At 62.7% G+C, this 20,978-nt stretch carries 21 protein-coding genes; 10 read left to right on the top strand and 11 right to left on the bottom strand.

The features are described from left to right. The first annotated feature begins 202 nt into the window (after nt 1-202). The 6 genes from K4G67_RS05195 to K4G67_RS05170 all read left to right on the top strand — a co-directional run bounded on the left by K4G67_RS05195 (nt 203) and on the right by K4G67_RS05170 (nt 5,689). Nucleotides 203-2,788: a helicase-related protein gene (locus K4G67_RS05195; RefSeq protein ID WP_239805312.1), complete on the top strand. Its 2,586-nt coding sequence runs from the start codon at nt 203-205 to the stop codon at nt 2,786-2,788. Next, complete coding sequence (locus K4G67_RS05190) at nt 2,769-3,110, top strand: RNA-binding S4 domain-containing protein (RefSeq protein ID WP_338026393.1); 342 nt, start codon at nt 2,769-2,771, stop codon at nt 3,108-3,110. The genes K4G67_RS05195 and K4G67_RS05190 overlap by 20 nt, the downstream gene beginning before the upstream one ends. Nucleotides 3,111-3,184: 74 nt before the next feature. Further along, a complete protein-coding gene (gene fdxA, locus K4G67_RS05185; RefSeq protein WP_239805311.1) occupies nt 3,185-3,523 on the top strand; it encodes a ferredoxin FdxA in 339 nt (112 codons plus the stop codon). 297 nt (nt 3,524-3,820) lie between these two features. Continuing rightward, nucleotides 3,821-4,351 (top strand): CarD family transcriptional regulator, encoded by a 531-nt coding sequence (locus K4G67_RS05180; protein WP_202086966.1) that lies wholly within the window; start codon nt 3,821-3,823, stop codon nt 4,349-4,351. A 220-nt stretch (nt 4,352-4,571) separates the two neighbouring features. Next, a complete protein-coding gene (locus K4G67_RS05175; RefSeq protein ID WP_239805310.1) occupies nt 4,572-5,288 on the top strand; it encodes a GIN domain-containing protein in 717 nt (238 codons plus the stop codon). An 83-nt stretch (nt 5,289-5,371) separates the two neighbouring features. Beyond that, nucleotides 5,372-5,689, top strand: coding sequence for a hypothetical protein (locus K4G67_RS05170; protein WP_239805309.1), 318 nt, complete (start codon nt 5,372-5,374; stop codon nt 5,687-5,689). A 21-nt stretch (nt 5,690-5,710) separates the two neighbouring features. On the opposite strand, the gene K4G67_RS05165 is transcribed toward K4G67_RS05170, so the two are convergent. Further along, the gene (locus K4G67_RS05165) at nt 5,711-6,664 is read right to left on the bottom strand and encodes an L-threonylcarbamoyladenylate synthase (RefSeq protein WP_239805308.1); all 954 of its coding nucleotides are present in this window, start codon (nt 6,662-6,664) and stop codon (nt 5,711-5,713) included. A 50-nt stretch (nt 6,665-6,714) separates the two neighbouring features. Here K4G67_RS05165 and K4G67_RS05160 point away from each other — a divergent pair, with 50 nt between their 5' ends. Beyond that, on the top strand, nt 6,715-7,569 hold the full coding sequence (locus K4G67_RS05160) for an ATP-binding protein (protein ID WP_420829991.1): 855 nt from the start codon (nt 6,715-6,717) through the stop codon (nt 7,567-7,569). Between the two features lie 4 nt (nt 7,570-7,573). Here K4G67_RS05160 and K4G67_RS05155 read toward each other — a convergent pair whose 3' ends face one another. Then, on the bottom strand, nt 7,574-8,950 hold the full coding sequence (locus K4G67_RS05155; protein ID WP_239805307.1) for a PQQ-dependent sugar dehydrogenase: 1,377 nt from the start codon (nt 8,948-8,950) through the stop codon (nt 7,574-7,576). An 83-nt stretch (nt 8,951-9,033) separates the two neighbouring features. Between K4G67_RS05155 and K4G67_RS05150 the strand changes: the two genes are divergently transcribed. Beyond that, a complete protein-coding gene (locus K4G67_RS05150; RefSeq protein ID WP_239805306.1) occupies nt 9,034-9,516 on the top strand; it encodes a GAF domain-containing protein in 483 nt (160 codons plus the stop codon). Here K4G67_RS05150 and K4G67_RS05145 read toward each other — a convergent pair whose 3' ends face one another. The 6 genes from K4G67_RS05145 to K4G67_RS05120 are packed head-to-tail and all read right to left on the bottom strand — an operon-like array spanning nt 9,517 to nt 15,337. After that, nucleotides 9,517-10,449, bottom strand: a complete 933-nt coding sequence (locus K4G67_RS05145; protein ID WP_239805305.1) for a ParB/RepB/Spo0J family partition protein — start codon at nt 10,447-10,449, stop codon at nt 9,517-9,519. It abuts the gene before it with no gap. Next, nucleotides 10,446-11,222, bottom strand: coding sequence for a ParA family protein (locus K4G67_RS05140; RefSeq protein WP_239805304.1), 777 nt, complete (start codon nt 11,220-11,222; stop codon nt 10,446-10,448). Before K4G67_RS05140 ends, K4G67_RS05145 begins: the two co-directional genes overlap by 4 nt. Next, nucleotides 11,219-11,881, bottom strand: a complete 663-nt coding sequence (gene rsmG, locus K4G67_RS05135; RefSeq protein ID WP_239805303.1) for a 16S rRNA (guanine(527)-N(7))-methyltransferase RsmG — start codon at nt 11,879-11,881, stop codon at nt 11,219-11,221. The genes K4G67_RS05140 and rsmG overlap by 4 nt, the downstream gene beginning before the upstream one ends. Further along, a complete protein-coding gene (mnmG, locus tag K4G67_RS05130) occupies nt 11,875-13,719 on the bottom strand; it encodes a tRNA uridine-5-carboxymethylaminomethyl(34) synthesis enzyme MnmG (protein ID WP_239805302.1) in 1,845 nt (614 codons plus the stop codon). Before mnmG ends, rsmG begins: the two co-directional genes overlap by 7 nt. Nucleotides 13,720-13,773: 54 nt before the next feature. Next, nucleotides 13,774-15,054, bottom strand: coding sequence for a tRNA uridine-5-carboxymethylaminomethyl(34) synthesis GTPase MnmE (gene mnmE, locus K4G67_RS05125; protein WP_239805301.1), 1,281 nt, complete (start codon nt 15,052-15,054; stop codon nt 13,774-13,776). 25 nt (nt 15,055-15,079) lie between these two features. After that, nucleotides 15,080-15,337, bottom strand: a complete 258-nt coding sequence (locus tag K4G67_RS05120; RefSeq protein ID WP_239805300.1) for a DUF6489 family protein — start codon at nt 15,335-15,337, stop codon at nt 15,080-15,082. A gap of 103 nt (nt 15,338-15,440) precedes the next feature. Between K4G67_RS05120 and K4G67_RS05115 the strand changes: the two genes are divergently transcribed. Together K4G67_RS05115 and K4G67_RS05110 are read left to right on the top strand one after the other, a co-directional pair. Further along, the gene (locus K4G67_RS05115) at nt 15,441-16,139 is read left to right on the top strand and encodes a dienelactone hydrolase family protein (protein ID WP_239805299.1); all 699 of its coding nucleotides are present in this window, start codon (nt 15,441-15,443) and stop codon (nt 16,137-16,139) included. A gap of 10 nt (nt 16,140-16,149) precedes the next feature. Then, nucleotides 16,150-17,769 carry an FMN-binding glutamate synthase family protein gene (locus tag K4G67_RS05110; protein WP_239805298.1) on the top strand — a complete coding sequence of 540 codons (1,620 nt, stop codon included), beginning with the start codon at nt 16,150-16,152 and terminating at the stop codon, nt 17,767-17,769. Between the two features lie 73 nt (nt 17,770-17,842). On the opposite strand, the gene rho is transcribed toward K4G67_RS05110, so the two are convergent. From rho to hemE, 3 genes are all read right to left on the bottom strand, one after another. Then, complete coding sequence (gene rho / locus K4G67_RS05105) at nt 17,843-19,099, bottom strand: transcription termination factor Rho (RefSeq protein WP_239805297.1); 1,257 nt, start codon at nt 19,097-19,099, stop codon at nt 17,843-17,845. A gap of 230 nt (nt 19,100-19,329) precedes the next feature. Then, a complete protein-coding gene (locus K4G67_RS05100; RefSeq protein WP_239805381.1) occupies nt 19,330-19,782 on the bottom strand; it encodes a CopD family protein in 453 nt (150 codons plus the stop codon). Nucleotides 19,783-19,843: 61 nt separating this feature from the next. Continuing rightward, nucleotides 19,844-20,869 carry a uroporphyrinogen decarboxylase gene (gene hemE / locus K4G67_RS05095; RefSeq protein WP_239805296.1) on the bottom strand — a complete coding sequence of 342 codons (1,026 nt, stop codon included), beginning with the start codon at nt 20,867-20,869 and terminating at the stop codon, nt 19,844-19,846. Nucleotides 20,870-20,978: the final 109 nt, after the last annotated feature.

The raw sequence follows: 20,978 nt of genomic DNA, 5'->3' as shown, positions 1-20,978 counted from the left end.
CGCCATTTGCGCCCGCCCGCGTTTTCGATCCGCCTTCGTCTGACGCAAATCCGTGGCGTTCAAAAGTTAATATCGCCTTGATCACACGAAGCCGTCGGCAGGCCGGGGCATAGGTGAGACGAATGGTATGCACCGGCGCGTTCATGGGCGATATGCGGCTCCACTTGCGATGCGGCGGTGGCGGTGCCACATTGGAACGATCATGCATGACGGGGTCATCAAGGCGGTCCTGGGGCCGACCAACACGGGCAAGACCCATCTCGCGGTGGAACGGCTCTGCGCACATTCGAGCGGGGCCATCGGCTTTCCCCTCCGCCTGCTCGCACGGGAGGTGTACGAGCGGGTCGTCGCGATCAAGGGGGCGGACAAGGTCGCGCTGGTCACGGGTGAGGAACGGATCGAACCGCCCGGCGCACGGTGGAAACTGTGCACGGCGGAGGCGATGGACCGCGATGCCGATCTCGCCTTCATGGCCATTGACGAGGCGCAGCTCGGCGCGGATCGTGAACGCGGGCATGTGTTCACCGACCGCTTGCTGAACATGCGCGGGCGGGAGGAGACGATGATCCTCGGCTCATCCGCCTTGGCGCCGGTGATCGACACGCTCATCCCCGAGGCGGAAATCGTCACCCGGCCGCGCTTTTCCACATTGTCGCATGCGGGCCCGGTAAAGCTGAGCCGGGTTCCACCGCGCAGCGCCATCGTCGCCTTTTCGGCCGAGCAGGTCTATGTCGTGGCGGAAATGCTGCGCCGGTTTCGCGGCGGCGCGGCGGTGGTCATGGGCGCACTGAGCCCGCAGACCCGCAATGCCCAGGTCGAACTGTTTCAGTCGGGCGAGGTCGATTACCTCGTCGCGACCGACGCCATCGGCATGGGGCTGAACCTCGATGTCGCGCATGTGGCCTTTGCCGGGCTTACCAAGTTCGACGGAGTGCGCAGGCGTCGGCTCACCATTCCCGAAATGGCGCAGATCGCCGGGCGCGCAGGACGGCATCAGAAGGACGGCACGTTCGGCACGCTCGCAGGCGAAGGCGCGGAGTTTACAGAGGACGAGATCTTCGCGATCGAGGAGCATCGTTTCGCCCCGCTCAACCGGTTGTTCTGGCGCGATGCGCGGCCCCGCACCGACAATCTCGGCCATTTGATAAGTGATCTGGAGGCCGCGCCGCATGACGATGCGCTGGCCGCCGCACCGGAGGCGATTGACCTTTCCGTGCTCAAGATCCTGTCCTCCGACCCGGCGATTGCCGACACGGTGCGCGGGCGCGCGATGGTCAAGCGGTTCTGGGACGTGTGCTCGCTTCCCGATTTCCGGTCGCTGGGCGCGGACAATCATGCACGGTTCGTGGCGCGCCTGTGGCAGGATCTGTCGAAAGGAACCGGTCGGCTGGGGCATGATTTCGTCGCAGGAAAGATCGCCGAGCTGGACCAGACGAGCGGCGATATCGACACGCTGCAGGGCCGCATCGCCGCCATCCGCAGCTGGGCCTATATTGCGCAGCGTCCCGACTGGGTGCTCAACCGCGAAGAAATGGCGGAGCGGGCGCGCGCCGTTGAAACCCGGCTATCCGATGCGCTTCACGCAAGGCTGACGGAACGCTTCGTCAATCGCCGCACCACCGTCTTGCTGCGCAAGCTCGGCGCGGATGCAGGGTTGTTGCCGGTCACGATCGACGATGAAAACGCCGTCCTCGTCGATGGCGAGGAAATCGGCAGGCTCGACGGTTTCCGGTTCGAGGTCGATCCGCAGGCCCGACTGGAAACGCGGCGCCTGCTGCTCGCGGCGGCGGAGCGGCATTTGCCCGGCCTGCTGCAACGCCGGGCCGAGGCGTTGGTCGCGGATTGCGCCGCCGATGCGTCGGGTGACGCGGCCCCCGTGTGGCGGGACGCGGACATCGTGTGGCACGGCACCGCCATCGCGAAGATCGAGGGCGGGCGCCGGCTGTTCGGTCCGCAGGTCCGGCTCGATCCCGGGCTCGGCCTGCTTCCGGCGCCGACCCGCACGCGCATTGCCGAGGCGCTGACCGAATGGCTGCACCGTGCCATATCGCGCGATCTCAAACCGCTGCGCCGACTTGCCGATGCGGCACAGGAGAAGGACGCCGGGCCGGAACTGCGCGCGCTGCTTATTGCCATGGTCGATGCGGGCGGCGTGCTCGCGCGGGATGTGTCTGGGCTCGACGCGCTCGACGATGCGCAGAAACACCGCATGCGAAAACTGGGTGTGAAGATCGGCGCGCTCGATCTCTTCGTGCCGGCGATGCTGCGCCCTGCGCCATTGCAACGCTGGACCGTGCTCAGCGCGCTATGCGGCGGCATGAAATCCACCGTCGCGAGCCCTTTTTCACCCGCGCGCGATGCGGACGGCCCACCGCCTGTCGGATACCGCCGCGCCGGACCGCAGCATGTCCGCGTCGACATGGCGGAGCGGCTTCTCGCCGCCGCGCATGAGCGCCGGGCCCGCTGGGCCGGGCCGCCCCGCCGCCCACGATCGAACCGGGCGGCCCCGCGCACCCCGCGTTTCACCCTCGACCCGACGCAGGCACTGTCCATGGGCCTGACGACGCAAAGCTATGCTCATCTGTTGCGAGAGGCCGGCTTTGTCGCCGACGTTCCCCCCGCTCTCCCCGACCGGATGTTCGGACCGCCCGCCCCGCCGCGCTGGCACTGGAAACCGCGGCGTCGTCCCGATGCGCGGCGCCCGCGTGCGGGGCCCGGCAAGCCCGGTGCCCGTGCGGTGCCCCGTGCCGGCAATCCGTTTGGCGAACTTGCCCAACTGCTCCCGTAACGGCGGCGGCGGGATGAAGCCCCCTGTCGATCCACCGCGCGAAACCCTGCGGATCGACCGGTTGCTGTGGATGTTGCGCATGACGAAGACGCGAAGCCTGGCGCAGGCGCTGATCGCGAAGGGTCATGTGCGTCTGAACGGGCGGCGCGTGCTGCGCGCCTCGTGCGGCGTGGGCACGGGCGACGTTCTGGTCCTTCCCATGGCGAGCGGGGTGCGCGTCATCGCGATCGACGTCCTGCCCGCCCGGCGCGGCCCGGCCGACGAAGCGCGGCGCCACTATCACGAAATCGAGAGTGTCTCGCAACAAGCCACCGATGCTTGACGTCGGCCCAAAGCCGCCATAACCCGGCCTGAAACACCGATTAAGCGGCCAGCAAAGGGGCCAGGGGAACACTCATGACCTACGTCGTCACCGAAGACTGCATCAAGTGCAAATATATGGATTGCGTCGAGGTTTGCCCCGTCGACTGCTTCTATGAAGGCGAGAACATGCTCGTCATCAATCCGAGCGAATGCATCGATTGCGGTGTCTGCGAACCGGAATGCCCGGCCGAAGCGATCCTTCCCGATACCGAAAACGGGCTGGAAAAATGGCTTGAGCTGAACACGCAATATTCGGCGGAATGGCCGAATATCACGGTGAAGAAGGATTCGCCCGACGATGCCGATGCGCACAAGGGCGAAGAAAACAAGTTCGAGAAATATTTCAGCGCGGACGCCGGCGAGGGCGATTGAGGCGTAGGCGACCGATCCGTCGGATCGGCGGGTTTCGCAATCGTGTGCAGCCCCCGCGCGGCGCGGGGGGGCTGACCCTGGCTGTGCGCAATACGCAAATGCTGGCATTTGCGCTTGCACTGTGGTAATGGGGCGTCAGTGCCGGACGATACCCCCATCGTGCGGCCCCGTCAGTAACGGCGACATCCCGCAGATCTGACCTGCCATCGGGCCGGTGTCATCCGGTCGGGCGGGTTTTCGGTCCTCTCGATGCCATAGGGCATTTGTGGGATACGAACGCCATAGAAAGGACAATGCATGACTGCCAAGGCGAATGCCTTCGACGTCGGAGACTATGTCGTTTACCCCAAGCACGGCGTTGGCCGCGTCATCGAACTGCAAAGCCAGGAAATCGCCGGCATGCAGCTCGAACTTTATGTGCTGCGCTTTGAAAAAGAACGCATGACGTTGCGCGTTCCCACCAACAAGGTCGAATCCATCGGAATGCGCAAGCTGTCCTCGGACAAGACGCTGCGCGAGGCGATGGATGTGCTGAAGAGCAAGCCCAAGGTCAAGCGGACCATGTGGTCGCGCCGCGCTCAGGAATACGAGGCGAAGATCAATTCGGGCGATCTGGTCTCCATCGCGGAGGTGACGCGCGACCTGTTCCGCGCCGACGATCAGCCGGAGCAAAGCTATTCCGAGCGTCAGATTTTCGAAGCGGCATCGAGCCGTCTCGCCCGCGAACTCGCCGCGATGGAAAACACGGACGAGCCGACTGCGCTGGCCAAGATTCTCGAAGTTCTGAACGAGCATGCGCCCAAATATTACGAGCAGCAGCCCGCCTGAACCGGCGCATCTCGATCATGAAAAAGGGGCTGCCGGTCATGTCGGCGGCCCTTTTTTTCGCGGTAATGCCATGGCCGATCGGACGCGTCGTCCATCGGGCCGTAATCGCCTATTGTCGAATCACGCTTCATATTCTCTGGAATGATACGCATGGGTCACAGCACGGAATGACAGACCGCGCCATGCGATGGCGCGCCCACGCCGAAAGAGGAGTATCGCCATGCGTTTTTCGACCGCGCCCCTGATCATGGCTCTGATCGCGACGACTGCGGCATGCGGGGACGATACGAAAACCGTTTCGGGGCGGCAGGGAATACCGCTGAACGAGCTTGAACTCGACGTGCCCGCACCCGAAAGCCTGACCCTGCACGGTCCGGACAGGGTCACCGTGCGCGAAGGTGAAAATCTGAAAATTTCGGTCGACGGTTCGCCCGAATCGACCGACGCCCTGCGTTTCTCGATCGCCGATGGCACGCTCGTCATCGTGCGCAAAGGCACGACCGATACGCCGGCCACCGTTACCGTAACCATGCCGGCGCCGACCAGCGTATCGATGGCGGGAAGCGGCGAAGTTCGCGTTCCCGCCCTTGCTGAAGGGGGCGCCCGGATCACAATTGCCGGATCGGGGACGGTGACGGCACGGGACGTAAAAACTGCGAAGCTCGACGTGCGTATCGGCGGTTCCGGCAGTTTTTCCGGGGCGGGACACGCGCGCGCACTCAATCTCGACATTGCGGGGTCGGGCCTGGCCGACATGGCCGACCTGACCGCCGAAATAGCCAGGATCAGCATCACCGGATCCGGCGCGGGTCAGTTCCGGTCGGATGGACCCGTCACGGCGACGATCGTCGGATCGGGCCGGGTCAGGGTCGATGGAACCCCCACCTGCGACATTAATTCTCTCGGATCAGGGGCGGTTTTATGCGCCGGTTCGTGATCGATTGAACCGCGTTCAGCATTGCGCCATCGGACATGGAACAGCCTTCGCCGGGAATAGTCTCATTTATCAAAGGATGGCCCATGGTTTTTCGGCGCCGCGTGATGCGATGGGCAGTGGTGGCGGCGATGATACCGCTCTTGTCGGCCTGCCTGGCCAAGGCTGCGTTCGACGTGGCGACCGCTCCTGTCCGGGTCGCGGGCAAGGCCATCGACCTTGCCACCACGAGCCAGTCCGAGGCTGATGAGAAACGCGGGCGCGCACTGCGCAAGCAGGAGGAGCGTCTCGGCGAACTCGACCGAAAATACCGCCGCGCCTTGCGCGATTGCGACGACGGCGATCCGCGTGCCTGCGAACGGGCGCGTTTCCTGTTCGAAGAAATGGAGAGCATGCCCCGCTGAAACCCGCGTATGGTGGCGGCTTTAGAATGCGGCGCGGCGCAATCGGTCATTGATTGCGGCCCCGATGCCGCCGCTTGGTATCGGGGCGACGGCGATCCGCTCCTCCGGCGCGTGCGTTGCGCGGTGGAGCGCGTCATAAAGGCGGCTCCCCGCCTCGACCAGATCGCCTTTTTCCGACAGGTCGAAATCCCCCCGCACCGTGCCAAAGCCGATGAGGAATTCCCCCGCCTCGGCGTGAAGGGCGTTGAGCCGGACCGGCTTTCCCGGTGCGTAATGACTGCTGAGCTGCCCCGGCGCTTCGATGCCCGTGCAGCTTTCGTTCCTTTCCGGCCCGAGCAGCGCGGCGATCGCATCGCCGGTCAGGGGCCCGGGACGAAGCATGCTCCACCCCTGATCCCGGATCGCCACGATCGTCGATTCCAGTCCGGCGCGGGTGGGCCCGCCATCGACGACCATTGGCACGTTTTCACCCAGCGAATCGCGGACATGCGCGGCGCAGGTGGGGCTGACCCCGCCGCTGCGATTGGCGGATGGCGCGGCGAGCGGCGCAGCGCAGCGGGCCAGAACCGCCCGCATGACGGGATGCGCCGGACTGCGCACCGCGACTGTAGGGAGCCCGGCCCGCACCGCAGGCGCCAGCGGCGATGCATCGCGTGCCGGCAGGACCAGCGTCAACGGCCCTGGCCAGAACCGCTTCATCAAAAGCGCCGCACGATGTCCGACATGGACGAGGCGCCGCGCCCCCTCCTGGTCCAGCACATGCACGATCAGCGGATTGAACGAGGGCCGGCCCTTCGCGGCGTAGATCCGCGCAACCGCCTCCGCATCGTCGGCGCGCGCGGCAAGGCCGTATACCGTTTCGGTCGGGAGCGCGACGATCTCGCCATTGTCGAGCCGGGCGGCTGCCTCTGCGATCACGGCGTCGGGGATGGCGGGGCCGGCGTCTTGGGGATCAGGGTGTGTGGCGTCCTTCATTGCGCATGTCTATAAGCCGCCCACACGCCGCTGGACAGGAGCAATGCGCGATGGATGGGGAGTTGGGTTCAAAACTGTCGGGACTGCTAACGCGCATTGCCGACGCGCTCGACCGGATGGCACCGCCCCCAGCGCCGCCGGTCGATCTTCATGCCGCCCCGGCCTATCGCTGGGGCGCGTCGGGGCTGACTGCGGTGCCGCGGATCGTCGCGCCGGACACCGACATGCTGTGTGGGATCGACCGGCAACGCGATGCGGTTTTGTCCAACATGCGCCGCCATGCGACCGGCGCCGCCGCGCATGATGTGTTGCTCTGGGGTGCGAGAGGCACGGGCAAATCCGCGCTGGTCCGTGCCGCGGTGCGCGATGCGGGGGCGCATGGCGATATTGCGCTGGTGCAGGCGAGCGCGGACAGCCTCGACAGCCTTCCGCATCTGTTTGCCCTGTTGAACGATGCCGGGCTGCACGATGCAGGACGGCGCTTCGTGGTTTTTATCGACGATCTGGGTTTCGCACCGGGCGAGGAACGCGCCGTGCGGCAATTGCGGTCGCTGCTGGAGGGGGGCGTGGCACCGCGGCCCGCCAATGTGCGGATAGCCGTAACCTCCAACCGCAGGGCGATCGTTCCGCGCCACGGCGGTGAGCAGGACGATCCGATCAATCCGCGCGATGCCGTCGACGATGCGCTGGCCCTGGCGGACAGGTTCGGGCTCGTGCTGGGCTTTCACGCGGTGTCACAGGACGATTACCTCGCCATCGTCGCGGCCTATGCCAATGCCCATGCGCTGCAATATGAGGAGGCCGATGCGCTTGCCTGGGCACAGCGGCGCGGGGCGCGTTCGGGCCGCGTCGCCCGGCAATTCGTGACAGAACTCGCCGGGCGCGCAGGGCTCGACCTCGCTTGAAAAATTAGCGCGCTTCTTCGTCCCCCGCGCCCACGGACGAGCGCGCGCCTGTCACGCGCCAGATGATACCCGCCGTGTCGTCGCTCACCAGAAGACCGCCCGCATTGTCCCATGCGAGCCAGGTCGGACGGCCATGCGCGTCCTCGCCATCCTCGGTCAGAAATCCGGTCAGCACCGGCAGAGGGGTTTCGCCCTGCGGGTTGCCACGCGCGTCGAACGGCACGAACACCACATCATAGCCCGATTTGGGCACGCGGTTCCATGAACCGTGACGCGCCACGAACGCCCCCCGGTCATATGCGCCGCCAAGCCCGTTCCCGTCCGCGAATACGAGCCCCAGAGGCGCGGCATGCGTGCCGAGCGCATATTCCGGCCGCCTCGTATATTCGGTCAGGAAATTGGGCATCGGTGCCTCGACCCGTTCGTCGATGTAGGTTTTCCAATACACCCACGGCCAGCCATATTGCGCGCCGACGGGCACATTGGTCAGATAATCGGGCGGCACATCCGGCCCGATCATGTCGCGTTCGTTTACCGTGGTCCACAATTCGCCGCTCGACGGTTGAATGGCGAGCCCGTTGGGATTGCGCAGACCCACGGCAAACAGACGATGGGTGCGCGTGGCGAAATCATATTCGTGGATCGCGGCGCGGCCGGTTTCCTCCGCCATACCGTTTTCGGCCACGTTGCTCGCCGAACCGACCGTGATGAAAAGCCGGTCACCCTCCGGATCATACAGCACGTTGCGGACCCAGTGATTGCCCCCGCCGGGCAGATCCATGAGCTTTTCCGGCTCCGCGGTGATCCGCCCCTGCCCCACCTCGAACGGAAAGGACAAAAGCGCATCCGTATTCGCGACGATGAGCCGCCCATCGCGAAGCGCCATGCCGAACGGCGAATGCAGGCCGTCGAGCAGGACAGAGCGTTGGTCCGCCCGACCGTCCCCATCACTGTCGCGCAGCAATGTGATGCGGTCCGCCGATACGCCGCCCGCGCCGACCCGGTCCATGAACAGCCCCATGATCCAGTCGGTGATGCCCCCGTCGTCGCCCGTGGCCGGACCGCGCGTTTCGGCCACGAGCACATCGCCATTGGGAAGGGTGAACACCGAACGCGGATGATCGAGCCCATCGGCAAAGCGCACGACGGAGAGGCCCGCCGCCGCGGTCGGCGTTGCATCCGCCGCCCACCCGGCCGGTTCGGCAAGAGCGATGCTGGGGAATGTTTCCTCTTCCGCCTCGGCAATGACCGGGTCGGGGCCAGTCAACTGCGCATCGGTATATTCGGCGCGAGTCGGGCGCAATACGAGATAGAAAATCAGGGCCGCCACCAGGACGACGATGCCAATGACGATAATCGTCTTGCGGGTTTTCGGTGTCATGGCCGAAGAATAGTCTGTGCCACGACCCCCGGCAATGGGCAGCTTCGCATTGCGCATGGCGTCGGGATCGCTAAGGCGGTGCCATGTTCGATTTCACTCCCTCCGACGCTGCGGACAAGCCGCTTCTCTATCGTGAATTGTGCGAGGCCGCCGATGCGCTGACGTCGGGCGAGCCGGATGGGATCGCCAATATGGCGAATGTCGCGGCGCTGATCTGGGGCTTCGTCCCGGATTTGAACTGGGCCGGGTTCTACCGCGTGATCGGCGACGGGCTGGTGCTCGGCCCGTTCATGGGCCGCCCCGCCTGTATCCGCATCCCGCTTGGTCAGGGGGTATGCGGCACGGCAGCTGGCGAAAAACGCTCCGTCCTGGTGGAGGATGTTCACAGCTTCGCCGGGCATATCGCCTGCGACGCGAATAGCCGGTCCGAACTTGTCGTGCCGATCATCGTCGATGGCGCGGTGAAGGCAATCATCGACCTCGACAGCCCCCTCCCGTCCCGTTTCGATGCGCAGGATCAGGACGGTTTCGAAACGCTTGCCGCAACACTGGCGACGCGGATCTAACTAGATTTCGCCACCCGAAAGCCGCTGACAGACGAGATCGAGTTGATCGAGCGTCTTGTAGCGCACGGTTACCGCCCCGCCCTGTTCCGACCCGTCCGGATCGATCCGGATGGGCAGGCCGAGAAATTCTTCCAGCTGTTTTTGAATGGCGAGAATATCGGCATCGTTTTCGCGCGTGCTGGGCCGCGCCGCACGGTGGCGCGGTTCCTTTGTCGGCGCATTGCGGCGACGGATCAGCTTTTCGACATCGCGCACCGACAAATTGTCGTCCACGACGGTCTGCGCAATCTCTTCCGCATTGTCCACGTTGATAAGCGCGCGTGCATGGCCCATCGACAACGCGCTCGATTCCACCATGGTCAGAACCGGCTCCGGCAAGGCCAGCAATCGCATGAGGTTTGCAACATGGCTGCGCGATTTGTCGACCATGCGGGCGATTTCGGTTTGCGACATGTCATTGCGCGTATGGAGACGGTGGTACGCGCGGGCCTCCTCTACTGGGTTCAGATCCTCACGCTGAATATTCTCGATAAGCGCGAGCGCCGCGACGTCGCGGTCGGCAAGATCGCGAACGATCGCGGGAATTTCATGCAATTGCGCTTTTTGCGCGGCACGCCAGCGTCGTTCACCCGCGACAAGCCGGTAACGCCCCTGTCCGCTCGCCGTCACGATCACCGGCTGAATGACGCCCCTGCTCGCAATGGATCGGGCGAGATCATCGAGCGCATCGGGATCGAAATTAACACGCGGATTATCGGGATGCGGTTCGATCGAGGCGACCGGCAACACCGTCAGACCATCCTGATGGACGGTAGGTTCGGGAGTTGCTGTTTCACGTGAAACAGGACGCTCGATCTGCGTGTCGCCGAGTAGCGCGCCCAGCCCACGACCGAGTGCGGCTCTTTTCTTCGTCGCCTTCGCCCCCTCGCTCATGCTGCCTTCCTCTGTTCCGGAAGCCGACCGATCAGCTCACGCGCAAGTTCCATATAAGCCCGTGATCCGGCGCAGTGATGGTCATACACGATGGCGGGAAGTCCGTAGCTTGGCGCCTCGGAAAGACGCACGTTGCGCGGGATCACGGTATCGAACACCACATCGCCGAGCACGGCGCGAACGTCATCGGACACCGACTCGGTCAAACGGTTCCGGCGGTCGAACATCGTCAATGCGATCCCGATGATATTGAGGTCCGGGTTGAAGCGGTCCTTAACCAATTCGATGGTTTGCATCAGCTGGCTCAGCCCTTCCAAAGCGAAAAACTCGCATTGCAGCGGAACGAGAATTTCGTGCGACGCGGTCAGCGCATTCAACGTCAACAACCCCAGCGAAGGCGGGCAATCAATGAAGCAGATATCGTAACCGCCTGCAGCATCGAGTGCGCCTTGAAGGCGCCGCGTGCGATTGTCATATCCCACCATCTCGATCTCCGCACCGGACAGATCGACAGTCGCGGGCACGATGTCGAGGCCGGTTATCTGCGTCGACATCTTACACTCATCGAGCGGCTTGCAATCGATAAGGAGGTCGTAACTCGAATGTTCGCGATCGTTGGTTTCGATTCCGACGCCGGTGGACGCATTGCCCTGCGGATCGAGATCAATGAGCATCGTACGCCACCCAATCGCAGCGAAAGACGTCGCAAGATTGATCGCAGTCGTCGTCTTTCCGACTCCGCCCTTCTGATTCGCGACCGATACCGTAATCATGAACCCGATTTTCCCGATAAGCTTGGTATAGTACCGACTATAACACCGGACTCCGGATCGGTCACCGAGTGTTCCACGTGAAATGCATGTGGCATGACCATCCCATCGAGTTCAGCCAAAGCGCCCCGCCCTTTGGGAAGAAGCCAGTACGTGTCGGCATCGGCCAGATGGCCAGCGATCGCCACGATCTTGTCTGTTACGGCAACCGCACGGGCGGATATGATATCGACTCTGTTTCGAACGACATTCTGAACCGTAGACGCTTCGATGCATATATTCGTAAGCGCGAGGCGGTCAGCCACACAGCGAAGAAATTCAACCCGTTTGACCCGAGGTTCAACCAAAATGAATTCGCATTTCGGTAGAAGGATGGCGCAGACCACACCCGGTAGCCCGGCGCCCGACCCGATATCAACCCAAGAGTCCGCCCGCGTTTCACGTGGAACGAGATTGATCAATTGCGCCGAATCGAGAATATGACGCGACCACACATTCGAAATCGTGGACCGCGCGATCAAATTCTGATGGCTAGTCTCCGCTAATAACGCCGCAACATAGGCGTCCAGCAGGGGAAGCCTGGACCCATCCACACGTGGCATCCGACAAATCCGCGCCAGACAATCGTCGCGATCCTTGGCATCGACGAATTCGCTCAACATACCAACTCATATTTGCGCAAGGCGACCAACACCGCGGAAACGGCAGCGGGGGTCACTCCCCTTACCCGCTCTGCCGAGGCGAGGGTCTCGGGTCGTGCCCGCGTAAGGCGTTCGACCATTTCGCCCGAAAGGCCAGGCACCTTCGCGAAATCGAAGTGGCTTGGTATCGCAAGCGCTTCACTCTGCCTCAAATCCCGCAATTCGGCGTCCTGACGCTGTAGATACGGACGATATCGGCAATCTTCGATCAGGCTTTCCCATACCTCGTCATCTGCGACATCGTAATTGACCAGTGCGGATATATTCCGTGCAACCGTGTCATGCCGAAGCCAATCAGACAGCGGCATTGCATCATAGCCACGAATGTCCATCCCCGCATCGCGTAATTGCTTAGCGGAATGAACGACGCTCAGCTCCTCTTCGGCACGACCAATGGCATCCTTGCGTGCGGCGAACCATGCGCGGCGTTCCGCGCCCACCGCTCCCACCTCGATCGCCAATTCGGTGAGGCGGTCGGCGGCATTGTTGGCGCGGAGTCGGAGGCGATATTCTGCCCGTGACGTCAACATGCGATAGGGTTCGGTCACGCCCTGAAGCGTCAGATCGTCGATCATCACGCCGATATAGCTATTCGCGCGATCGAGTGGGATCGTGTCCGAACCGGTTGCGGCGGCCGCAGCCGAAATCCCGGCAACCAGACCCTGCGCGCCGGCCTCTTCATAGCCGGTAGTGCCATTGATCTGACCTGCACAAAACAATCCGTCGATGTCTTTCAACTCCATCGAGCGTTTGAGCGCACGCGGGTCGATATGATCATATTCGACGGCATAGCCCGGCTCCACGATCTCGACCTGCTCAAGCCCTGTGATCGTGCGGACCATGGCGTGTTGAACATCGACGGGTAAGGACGTGCTGATCCCGTTGGGGTAGACCAGATGGCCGTTCAATGTCTCCGGCTCCAGGAAAATCTGATGCCCGCTGCGATCTGCGAAGCGATGAATCTTGTCTTCGATCGACGGGCAATAGCGCGGCCCCACCCCGGAAATCGACCCGCCAAACAATGGGGAACGGTCGAGATTGCGGCGAATGAGGTCGTGCGTCACCTCATTCGTGCGGGTAATCGCACAGGAGAGTTGCGGATTTTGTCGCCCTTTCGACAATGGCGACATGGTCCACTGATCCTGGTCCGACGGCTGCCGCTCAAGCTCGGACCAATCGATGGTGCGACCATCCAGGCGCGGCGGTGTGCCGGTTTTAAGCCGCGCCATCGGCAGCGCAGCATCCCGCAATTGCCGGGCAAGGATCGACGCGGAGGCTTCGCCGACACGGCCGCCTTCGAAACGCTCTTCCCCCCGAAAAAGCCGACCCCCCAGAAACGTACCCGTACACAGGACGACCGCCCGCGCACCGATCCTGTCGCCCGCCCCGGTCACCACTCCCGAAACCCGCGAACCTTCGAAGATCAGGCCCGCGGCCTCCGCCTCGATTTCCTTGAGATTGGGAAAAGCGCCGATCATATTTTGGATCGCACGCCGGAACAGGACGCGGTCCGCCTGAATCCGCGGCCCCTGCACCGCGCTCCCCTTGGAGCGATTAAGCATGCGATAATGGATCGCCGCTGCATCGGCAGCGCGGCCCATCAATCCGTCAAGCGCGTCGATCTCCCGAACAAGATGCCCCTTGCCCAATCCGCCGATGGCAGGATTGCACGACATGGCGCCCGTGCGGTTTTTATCGAAGCTGATCAGGGCGACGCGCGCCCCGCCGCGGGCCGCTGCAGCCGCAGCTTCGCAGCCAGCGTGGCCGCCTCCGATGACTATGACATCAAATGTGAGCATGGTCGCCCTATAGACCAAGATCGTGTCCGCTGGAACCGCGTTCCACGTGAAACACTATTTCCCGATGCAGAAGCGCGCGAAAAGCCGGTCGAGCATGGCCTCGACATCGCTCTTACCTGCAAGACGGTCGAAGGCTTTCCGCGCCACGCGCAACCGCTCGGCGAGAACGAGCAAATCCTCCGACTGCGGAATGTCGCGCAATGCGTCCAAAGCCTGATTTATCTGAGCGCGTTGAAAGCTCGAGATAGCGACCGAACCCGGTTTGGGCATACGAGCCCGTGCCAGTGTGACGAGGTCGCGAACCAGATCATCGACGCCCGCTCCGGTACGGGAGGATACGACCGCACGCGGATCTGCCTTCGCCATCCGATCCGCTACGTCGGATTTGGTTTCTATCTCCAATGCGCCATCCGGCCCTTCACCCTCCGGCCCCAACCAGAGAACGACATCTGCAGTTGCGAGAGCGGATTTCGCGCGCTCAATGCCGATTTTCTCGATCTCGTCGTTCGTGTCGTCGCGAATACCGGCGGTATCGACGAACTGGAACGGGATCCCGTCAATAGCGACCGGCCGATACAGCACGTCGCGCGTCGTGCCCGCGACGGGCGTTGCGATCGCCGCATCCTCCCGCAGGATTGCATTGAAAAGACTGCTTTTCCCGCTGTTGGGCGGTCCCGCAATGACGACGCGAAACCCCTCCCGCAGCGCTTCGAGATGGGGCGCATTCGTCCATTTCTCGAGATCAGCGTACAACCCGTTGCGTTTCACGTGAAACGTTGACGAGATTTCTTCCCCGTCCTCCTCGTCGGAAAAATCGAGAACCGCCTCGACCTCCGCACCGAGCATCAGGACGGTCTCCCGCCATTCGGCAACCTGTTTGGATAGAACACCGTCGGCAAGGCTTTGCGCGTTCCGCCGCTGTAACTCCGTTTCGGCTTCCAGCAAATCGGCGAGACCCTCCGCTTCGCTGAGATCGAGGCGCCCGTTCGCAAAGGCACGCCGGGTAAATTCGCCCGCATACGCGGCGCGAAACTCCGGCAATTCGCCCAGCTCCCGTTCGACAGCGGCGATGACCGCACGCCCACCGTGAAGGTGAAACTCGACGCTATCCTCCCCCGTCGCACTGGCCGGGCCCGGAAAAAACAGGACGATCGCCTTGTCGAGGATCATGCCGTCACGATCACGCAAATGGCGAAGGGCCGCTTTTCGCGCGGGCACCATTCCACCTGCCAAGGCGATAAGCGCGTCGGTTGCCCGCGGTCCGCTTATGCGCAAAACCGCGATGGCTGCCGGCGGCTGTCCGCTCGACAGCGCGAAAATGGTGGCATCATTCATGTCGCGATTGCAGCGTGCAATAGGATCAGTCTTTTCGCGGCGTGTTCTTGCCGAACGCGGCATTCGCGCTATTTTCCATCATCTGGCGGAACATCTTGAGGCCAAATTCACCCATGGGTGCAAATTGCTTCATCATGTCCTGAAGCTGCTCGATATTGCCGGTGCCCTTCATCGCATTGACGAGGCTGTCGACATAAATATCGTTGGCGCGCGAGACATCGGGCAGGCCGAGAAACCGCCGCGCTTCCTCCGGCGAGCACTCGAACTCGAAATGACCTTTCATGATGCTCTCCTCTCTTATCGATGGTTTTCACGCTGTCACAGCCGCTTTGCAAAGTCCATCGTCGCCCCCTACTTAATCGTAAACGCCACGAAGGAGATACGCGATGACTCTCGATACCCGGATCAAGACGCTCGACGAAAAGCAGGAATTCGGCGCCTATGTTGCAAAGCCGGCTAGCGCTCCAAAAGCGGCGATCATCGTCATTCAGGAAATTTTTGGCGTCAACGACGGCATTCGCAAGAAATGCGACGATTGGGCGGCGAAAGGGTATCTCGCCATCGCGCCCGATCTGTTCTGGCGCGTCGAGCCGGGCGTCGAAACCAGCTGGGACGACGAAGACGAACGACAGAAAGCCTTCGACATGATGGCCAGGAACAACCCCGACCGCAATGTCGAGGATATCGAAGCCACCATCCGCTGGCTCCGCGCGGAATGCGATATTGCCAAGGTCGGTGCCGTCGGTTTCTGCCTCGGTGGGAAGATCGCCTATATGACCGCGGCCCGGACCGATATCGATGCAACGGTCGGCTATTACGGCGTTGCCATCGATGAAATGCTGAACGAGAAAGAGGCGATCGCAAAGCCGCTCATGCTGCATATTCCGACCGCGGACGATTTCGTCGGCCCCGATGCGCAGGCCCGCATGCATGCAGGGCTCGACGATCATCCAAAGGTCACGCTGCACGATTACGAAGGGCTCGGCCACGGTTTTGCCACCGCGGATGGTTCGCGCCGGGACGATGACGCAGCCGCGCTCGCGGACCGCCGCACCGACGAATTTTTTGCGCAGCATCTTGCCTGAATAGCGCAGCATGGAAAACAAATCGAACGCCCGCGGCTCCGCCAATCTGGCCCGGCGGTTCCTCGTACCGGCGGTGTTGCTGCTGCTGTCCGGCCTCGCCCTGATATGGGGCCCGACGCGTTGGGCGTTGCTGGTTCTGGTGCCGCTGTTGGCCATTGCCTTGTTCGATTTCTTTCAAAAGCGCCATACGCTACGCCGCAATTATCCTCTGATCGCGCGGTTTCGCTGGATCATGGAGGATCTGCGCCCCTATCTGCGCAGCTATGTCGTGGAAAGCGATCTGGAAGGGCGGCCGTTCAACCATGATGAGCGCGCTCTCGTCTATGCCCGGTCGAAGGGGCAGCTCGACGCCCATCCCTTCGGCACCGAGCTCGACGTTTATTCCGATGAATATGAGTGGCTAAGCCATTCGATCGTACCCAATGCCGACGCGCCATCCGAATGGCGCGTTCCCGTTGGCAATGCGCAGTGTTCGCGGCCCTATCATGCGTCCTTGCTCAATATTTCGGCGATGAGCTTCGGCTCGCTCTCCGCCAATGCGATCATGGCGCTGAACAAGGGCGCGGCCATGGGCAATTTCTACCACGATACGGGCGAAGGCGGGCTTTCACGCTATCACCGTTCGCACAATGGCGATCTCGTCTGGGAAATCGGGAGCGGGTATTTCGGATGCCGCACCGAAGATGGCAGCTTCGATCCGGCGCGTTTCGCCGATGTGGCGCAGGATCCGCAGGTCAGGATGATCGAGATAAAGCTGAGCCAGGGGGCGAAGCCGGGACACGGCGGCATGCTTCCCGGCAGCAAGGTGACGAAGGAAATTGCCGAGGCACGCAATGTGAAGGTGGGCGAGGATTGCCTGTCCCCGCCCGGGCATTCGACCTTCTCAAATCCGATCGAAATGCTCGAATGGGCGGCCGGCCTGCGCGACAAATCGGGCGGCAAGCCGGTCGGCATCAAGCTGTGCGTCGGACAGCCGCACGAGGTTTTCGCCATCGCGAAGGCTATGCTCGCAACCGGGATCTATCTCGACTTCATCACCGTCGACGGCGCGGAGGGCGGGACTGGCGCGGCGCCGATCGAATTGTCCAACCGCGTCGGCATGCCGCTACGCGAGGGGCTGATCATGGTGCGCAATGCGCTTGTCGGGACCGACCTCAAACAGCATGTAAAGATCGCCGCGGCGGGCAAGGTGCATTCGGGCGCGCAAATGGCAATGAATTTCGGACTGGGCGCCGATTGGTGCAATGCCGGCCGCGCCTTTATGTTCGCGCTGGGTTGCGTCCAGTCGATGCGGTGTCACGACGACACCTGCCCCACCGGCGTCGCGACGCAGGATGCCACCCGCCAACGCGGCCTCGTCGTGATGGACAAGGGCGAGCGCGTCGCCCGCTTTCAAAGCCACACGCTTCACGGTCTGCGCGAAATCGTCGTGGCCATGGGGCTGGAAACGCCGTGGCAGATCGCCCCGCGCCATATCGGCGAACGGTTCAACACCGTGCGTTCGGATTCGATGGACCGGTTCTACAATTTCCTCAAACCGGGCGAATTGTTGAACGATCCGGGCGATACGCAATATTTGCGCCACTGGAAAGCGGCGCAGGTGGACAGTTTCCGGGCCCGTACGGCGTAGGATCCAGCCCGAACATCGTCACCGCGAACATCGCGTCCAGGGGCCGCCATGCGCGGCGGCCCCTGGTGCAATCTCACTGATTCATGGTGGTGAAGAAATCCTCGTTCGACTTGGAATCCTTCATCTTGTCGAGCAGGAATTCCATCGCGTCGATCGTGCCCATCTGCATGAGAATCCGGCGCAGCACCCACATCTTCGACAGCTTGTCCTTGTCGACGAGCAATTCTTCCTTGCGCGTGCCGGACTTGCCGACGTCGAGCGCGGGGAAGATGCGCTTGTCCGACACCTTGCGGTCGAGGACGATTTCCGAATTGCCGGTGCCCTTGAATTCCTCGAAGATGACCTCGTCCATGCGGCTGCCCGTGTCGATCAGCGCGGTGGCGATGATGGAAAGCGAGCCGCCCTCCTCGATATTGCGGGCCGCACCGAAGAACCGCTTTGGCCGTTGCAGCGCATTGGCATCGACACCGCCCGTAAGCACCTTGCCCGAGGACGGCACGACCGTGTTGTAGGCCCGGCCGAGGCGGGTGATGGAATCGAGCAGGATGACGACATCCTTCTTGTGCTCGACCAGCCGCTTTGCCTTCTCGATCACCATTTCGGCGACCTGCACGTGGCGCGTGGCGGGCTCATCAAAGGTCGAGGAGATGACCTCGCCCTTGACGCTGCGCTGCATGTCGGTGACCTCCTCCGGTCGTTCGTCGACCAGCAGGACGAGCAGGAACACCTCCGGGTGGTTGTCGGTGATGGCCTTGGCGATATTCTGCAACAGGACGGTCTTGCCGGTCCGCGGCGGCGCGACGATCAAGGCACGCTGCCCCTTGCCCTGCGGCGAGATGATGTCGATCACGCGCGACGATTTGTCCTTCACCGTCGGGTCGGCGATGTCGAGCGTGAGCTTCTCTTCGGGATAGAGCGGCGTCAGATTGTCGAAATTGACGCGGTGACGCACGACATCGGGATCGTCGAAATTGATCTTCAGCAACTTGGTCAGCGCGAAATAGCGTTCGCCGTCCTTGGGCGCGCGAATCTCGCCCTCGACCGTGTCGCCGGTGCGCAGGCCGAATTTGCGTACCTGGTTGGGCGATACGTAAATGTCGTCCGGCCCGGCGAGATAGTTCGCCTCCGGGCTGCGCAGGAAACCGAACCCGTCGGACAATACCTCGATCGTGCCGATGCCGAGGATCTCTTCCCCATCGTCGGCGACCTCCTTCAGGATCGCGAACATGAGGTCCTGGCGGCGGAGCGTGGAGGCACCCTCGACACCCATTTCCTCGGCCATTTCGACGAGTTCGGCGGGTTTTTTCTGTTTGAGTTCTTTAAGATGCATGGGCTTTTGTTCCGTGGCGCGGGCGCCGGGTGTCATGGGAATGGACGATCCCTTGCGGATGCCCGCAGGCCGGATCGACGATAGGAAATTGGATCGTACCGCCGCGATGGGCGCAGACCGTGCCGTCCGAAAGGACGAGGAGCGGCAGGACGCCGTCTTGGCTTCGCGAATTACGCCCCCGTGCGCAAATCGTCAATCCGGATTCGCGCAAAGGCCCGAATAGCGGCGGTTCAGCCCGGCAGATACAGACGGAGGACGATCACCGTGGTCACGATGAGAATGACGGCAATGCCCGGCACCTCGTTGACGAGGCGCAGCGCCTTGCCCGAAAGGCGCTTGTCCCCGCGCGCCAGCTTCTTGCCATAGCCGATCATCCAGCCGTGATAGCCCGACAGCAGCAACACCAGCAGCAGCTTCAGATGAAACCAGGGCGCGCTCCACGCATTGGTCACGAAGGCGAGTGCGAGGCCGAATCCCCATACCGCAATAATTGCGGGGTTGAGGATGATCTTGCGCAATTTGCCCTCGCGCTCGACCCAGCGGGCCGCCTCGTCCGATCCCTCGGCCGTTTCCTGATGATAGACGTAGAAGCGCGGCAGCATGAACAATCCCGCCATCCAGAAGATGACGAAGACCAGATGGCCAACCTTGAGCCAGGGATAGAGCACGGCGATACCTTCCATCATAGCCACGTAAATAGGGCATCACGGCCCTTGCTGAAAGCCCCGCCTTAGACGCTCCCGCCTATCGCCGCCACCCTCGCACCGCCTGCAACAATTGCTCGACATGGGCGATCGGCGTTTCCTTGCCGATTCCGTGGCCGAGGTTGAACACGTGTGGACGATCGGCAAAACAGTCGAGGATGAAATGCGCGCGGCGGGTCATCGCCTCCCCCCCGGTGAGCAGCAGAAGGGGATCGATATTGCCCTGCACCGGCATGCCGGCTGGCAATTCGCGTGCGGCCCATTGCGGATCGACCGTTTCGTCAATGCCGACCGCATCGATCCCGGTTTCGCGCGCATAGGCGGCCAGCTTCTCTCCCGCCCCCTTGGGAAATCCGATGAAGGGCGTATCGGGGCATTGGGCCTTGAATGCATCGACGATGCGCACCGTCGGCGCGATGACCCAGCGTTCGAATTCATCGGGGGCGAGTGTGCCTGACCAGCTATCGAACAATTGCACCGCCTCGGCCCCGGCCTGCGCCTGTTTCACCAGATATTCGACCGTAACTTCGGCGATGGCGTCGATGATCGCCCCGAACGCGACCGGATCGCGATAGGCCATGGCGCGGGTGGCATGCTGATCCCGGCTGCCTTCGCCGTTCACCATGTAAGTCGCCACGGTCCACGGCGCGCCGGCAAAGCCCAGCATCGTCCGCTCCGCGCCCAACCGTTCCCGCACCAGGGCCACGGTCCGGTAGATCGGCTCAAGACGCTCAGGCACGGCCTGCAGCGCCCCCAGCGCATGATCGGCGAGCCGGGGCGAGAGATGCGGCCCCTCGCCTGCCAGGAATTGCAGGTCCTGCCCCATGGCGTAGGGCACGATGAGGATGTCGGAAAACAGGATCGCCCCGTCGAAGCCGAAACGCTCTATCGGCTGCATCGTGATTTCGGCGGCCGCCTCGCTATCGTAGACCAGCGCCAGGAAACCGCCCTTTTCCGCGCGCAAGGCCCTGTATTCGGGGAGGTAGCGCCCGGCCTGCCGCATGAGCCAGAGCGGGCGTTCGGCATGGTTCGCGCTGTTCAATGTGTCGAGGAGAAGTCCGGCCATTTTTTGAAAAGCTCCGCGCAGAATACAGAATAATAAGATTCTAGATAAGAGTTGATGAGGGTTGTTGACCCTGTGGATATCGGGAAAACATGGCGCCTGCCCGAAATAT

This window comes from Croceicoccus hydrothermalis (assembly GCF_022378335.1).
Lineage (GTDB): Bacteria > Pseudomonadota > Alphaproteobacteria > Sphingomonadales > Sphingomonadaceae > Croceicoccus > Croceicoccus hydrothermalis.
The sequence above is the reverse complement of the archived record's forward strand: the minus strand, read 5'-3'. Positions and strand labels throughout refer to the sequence as shown.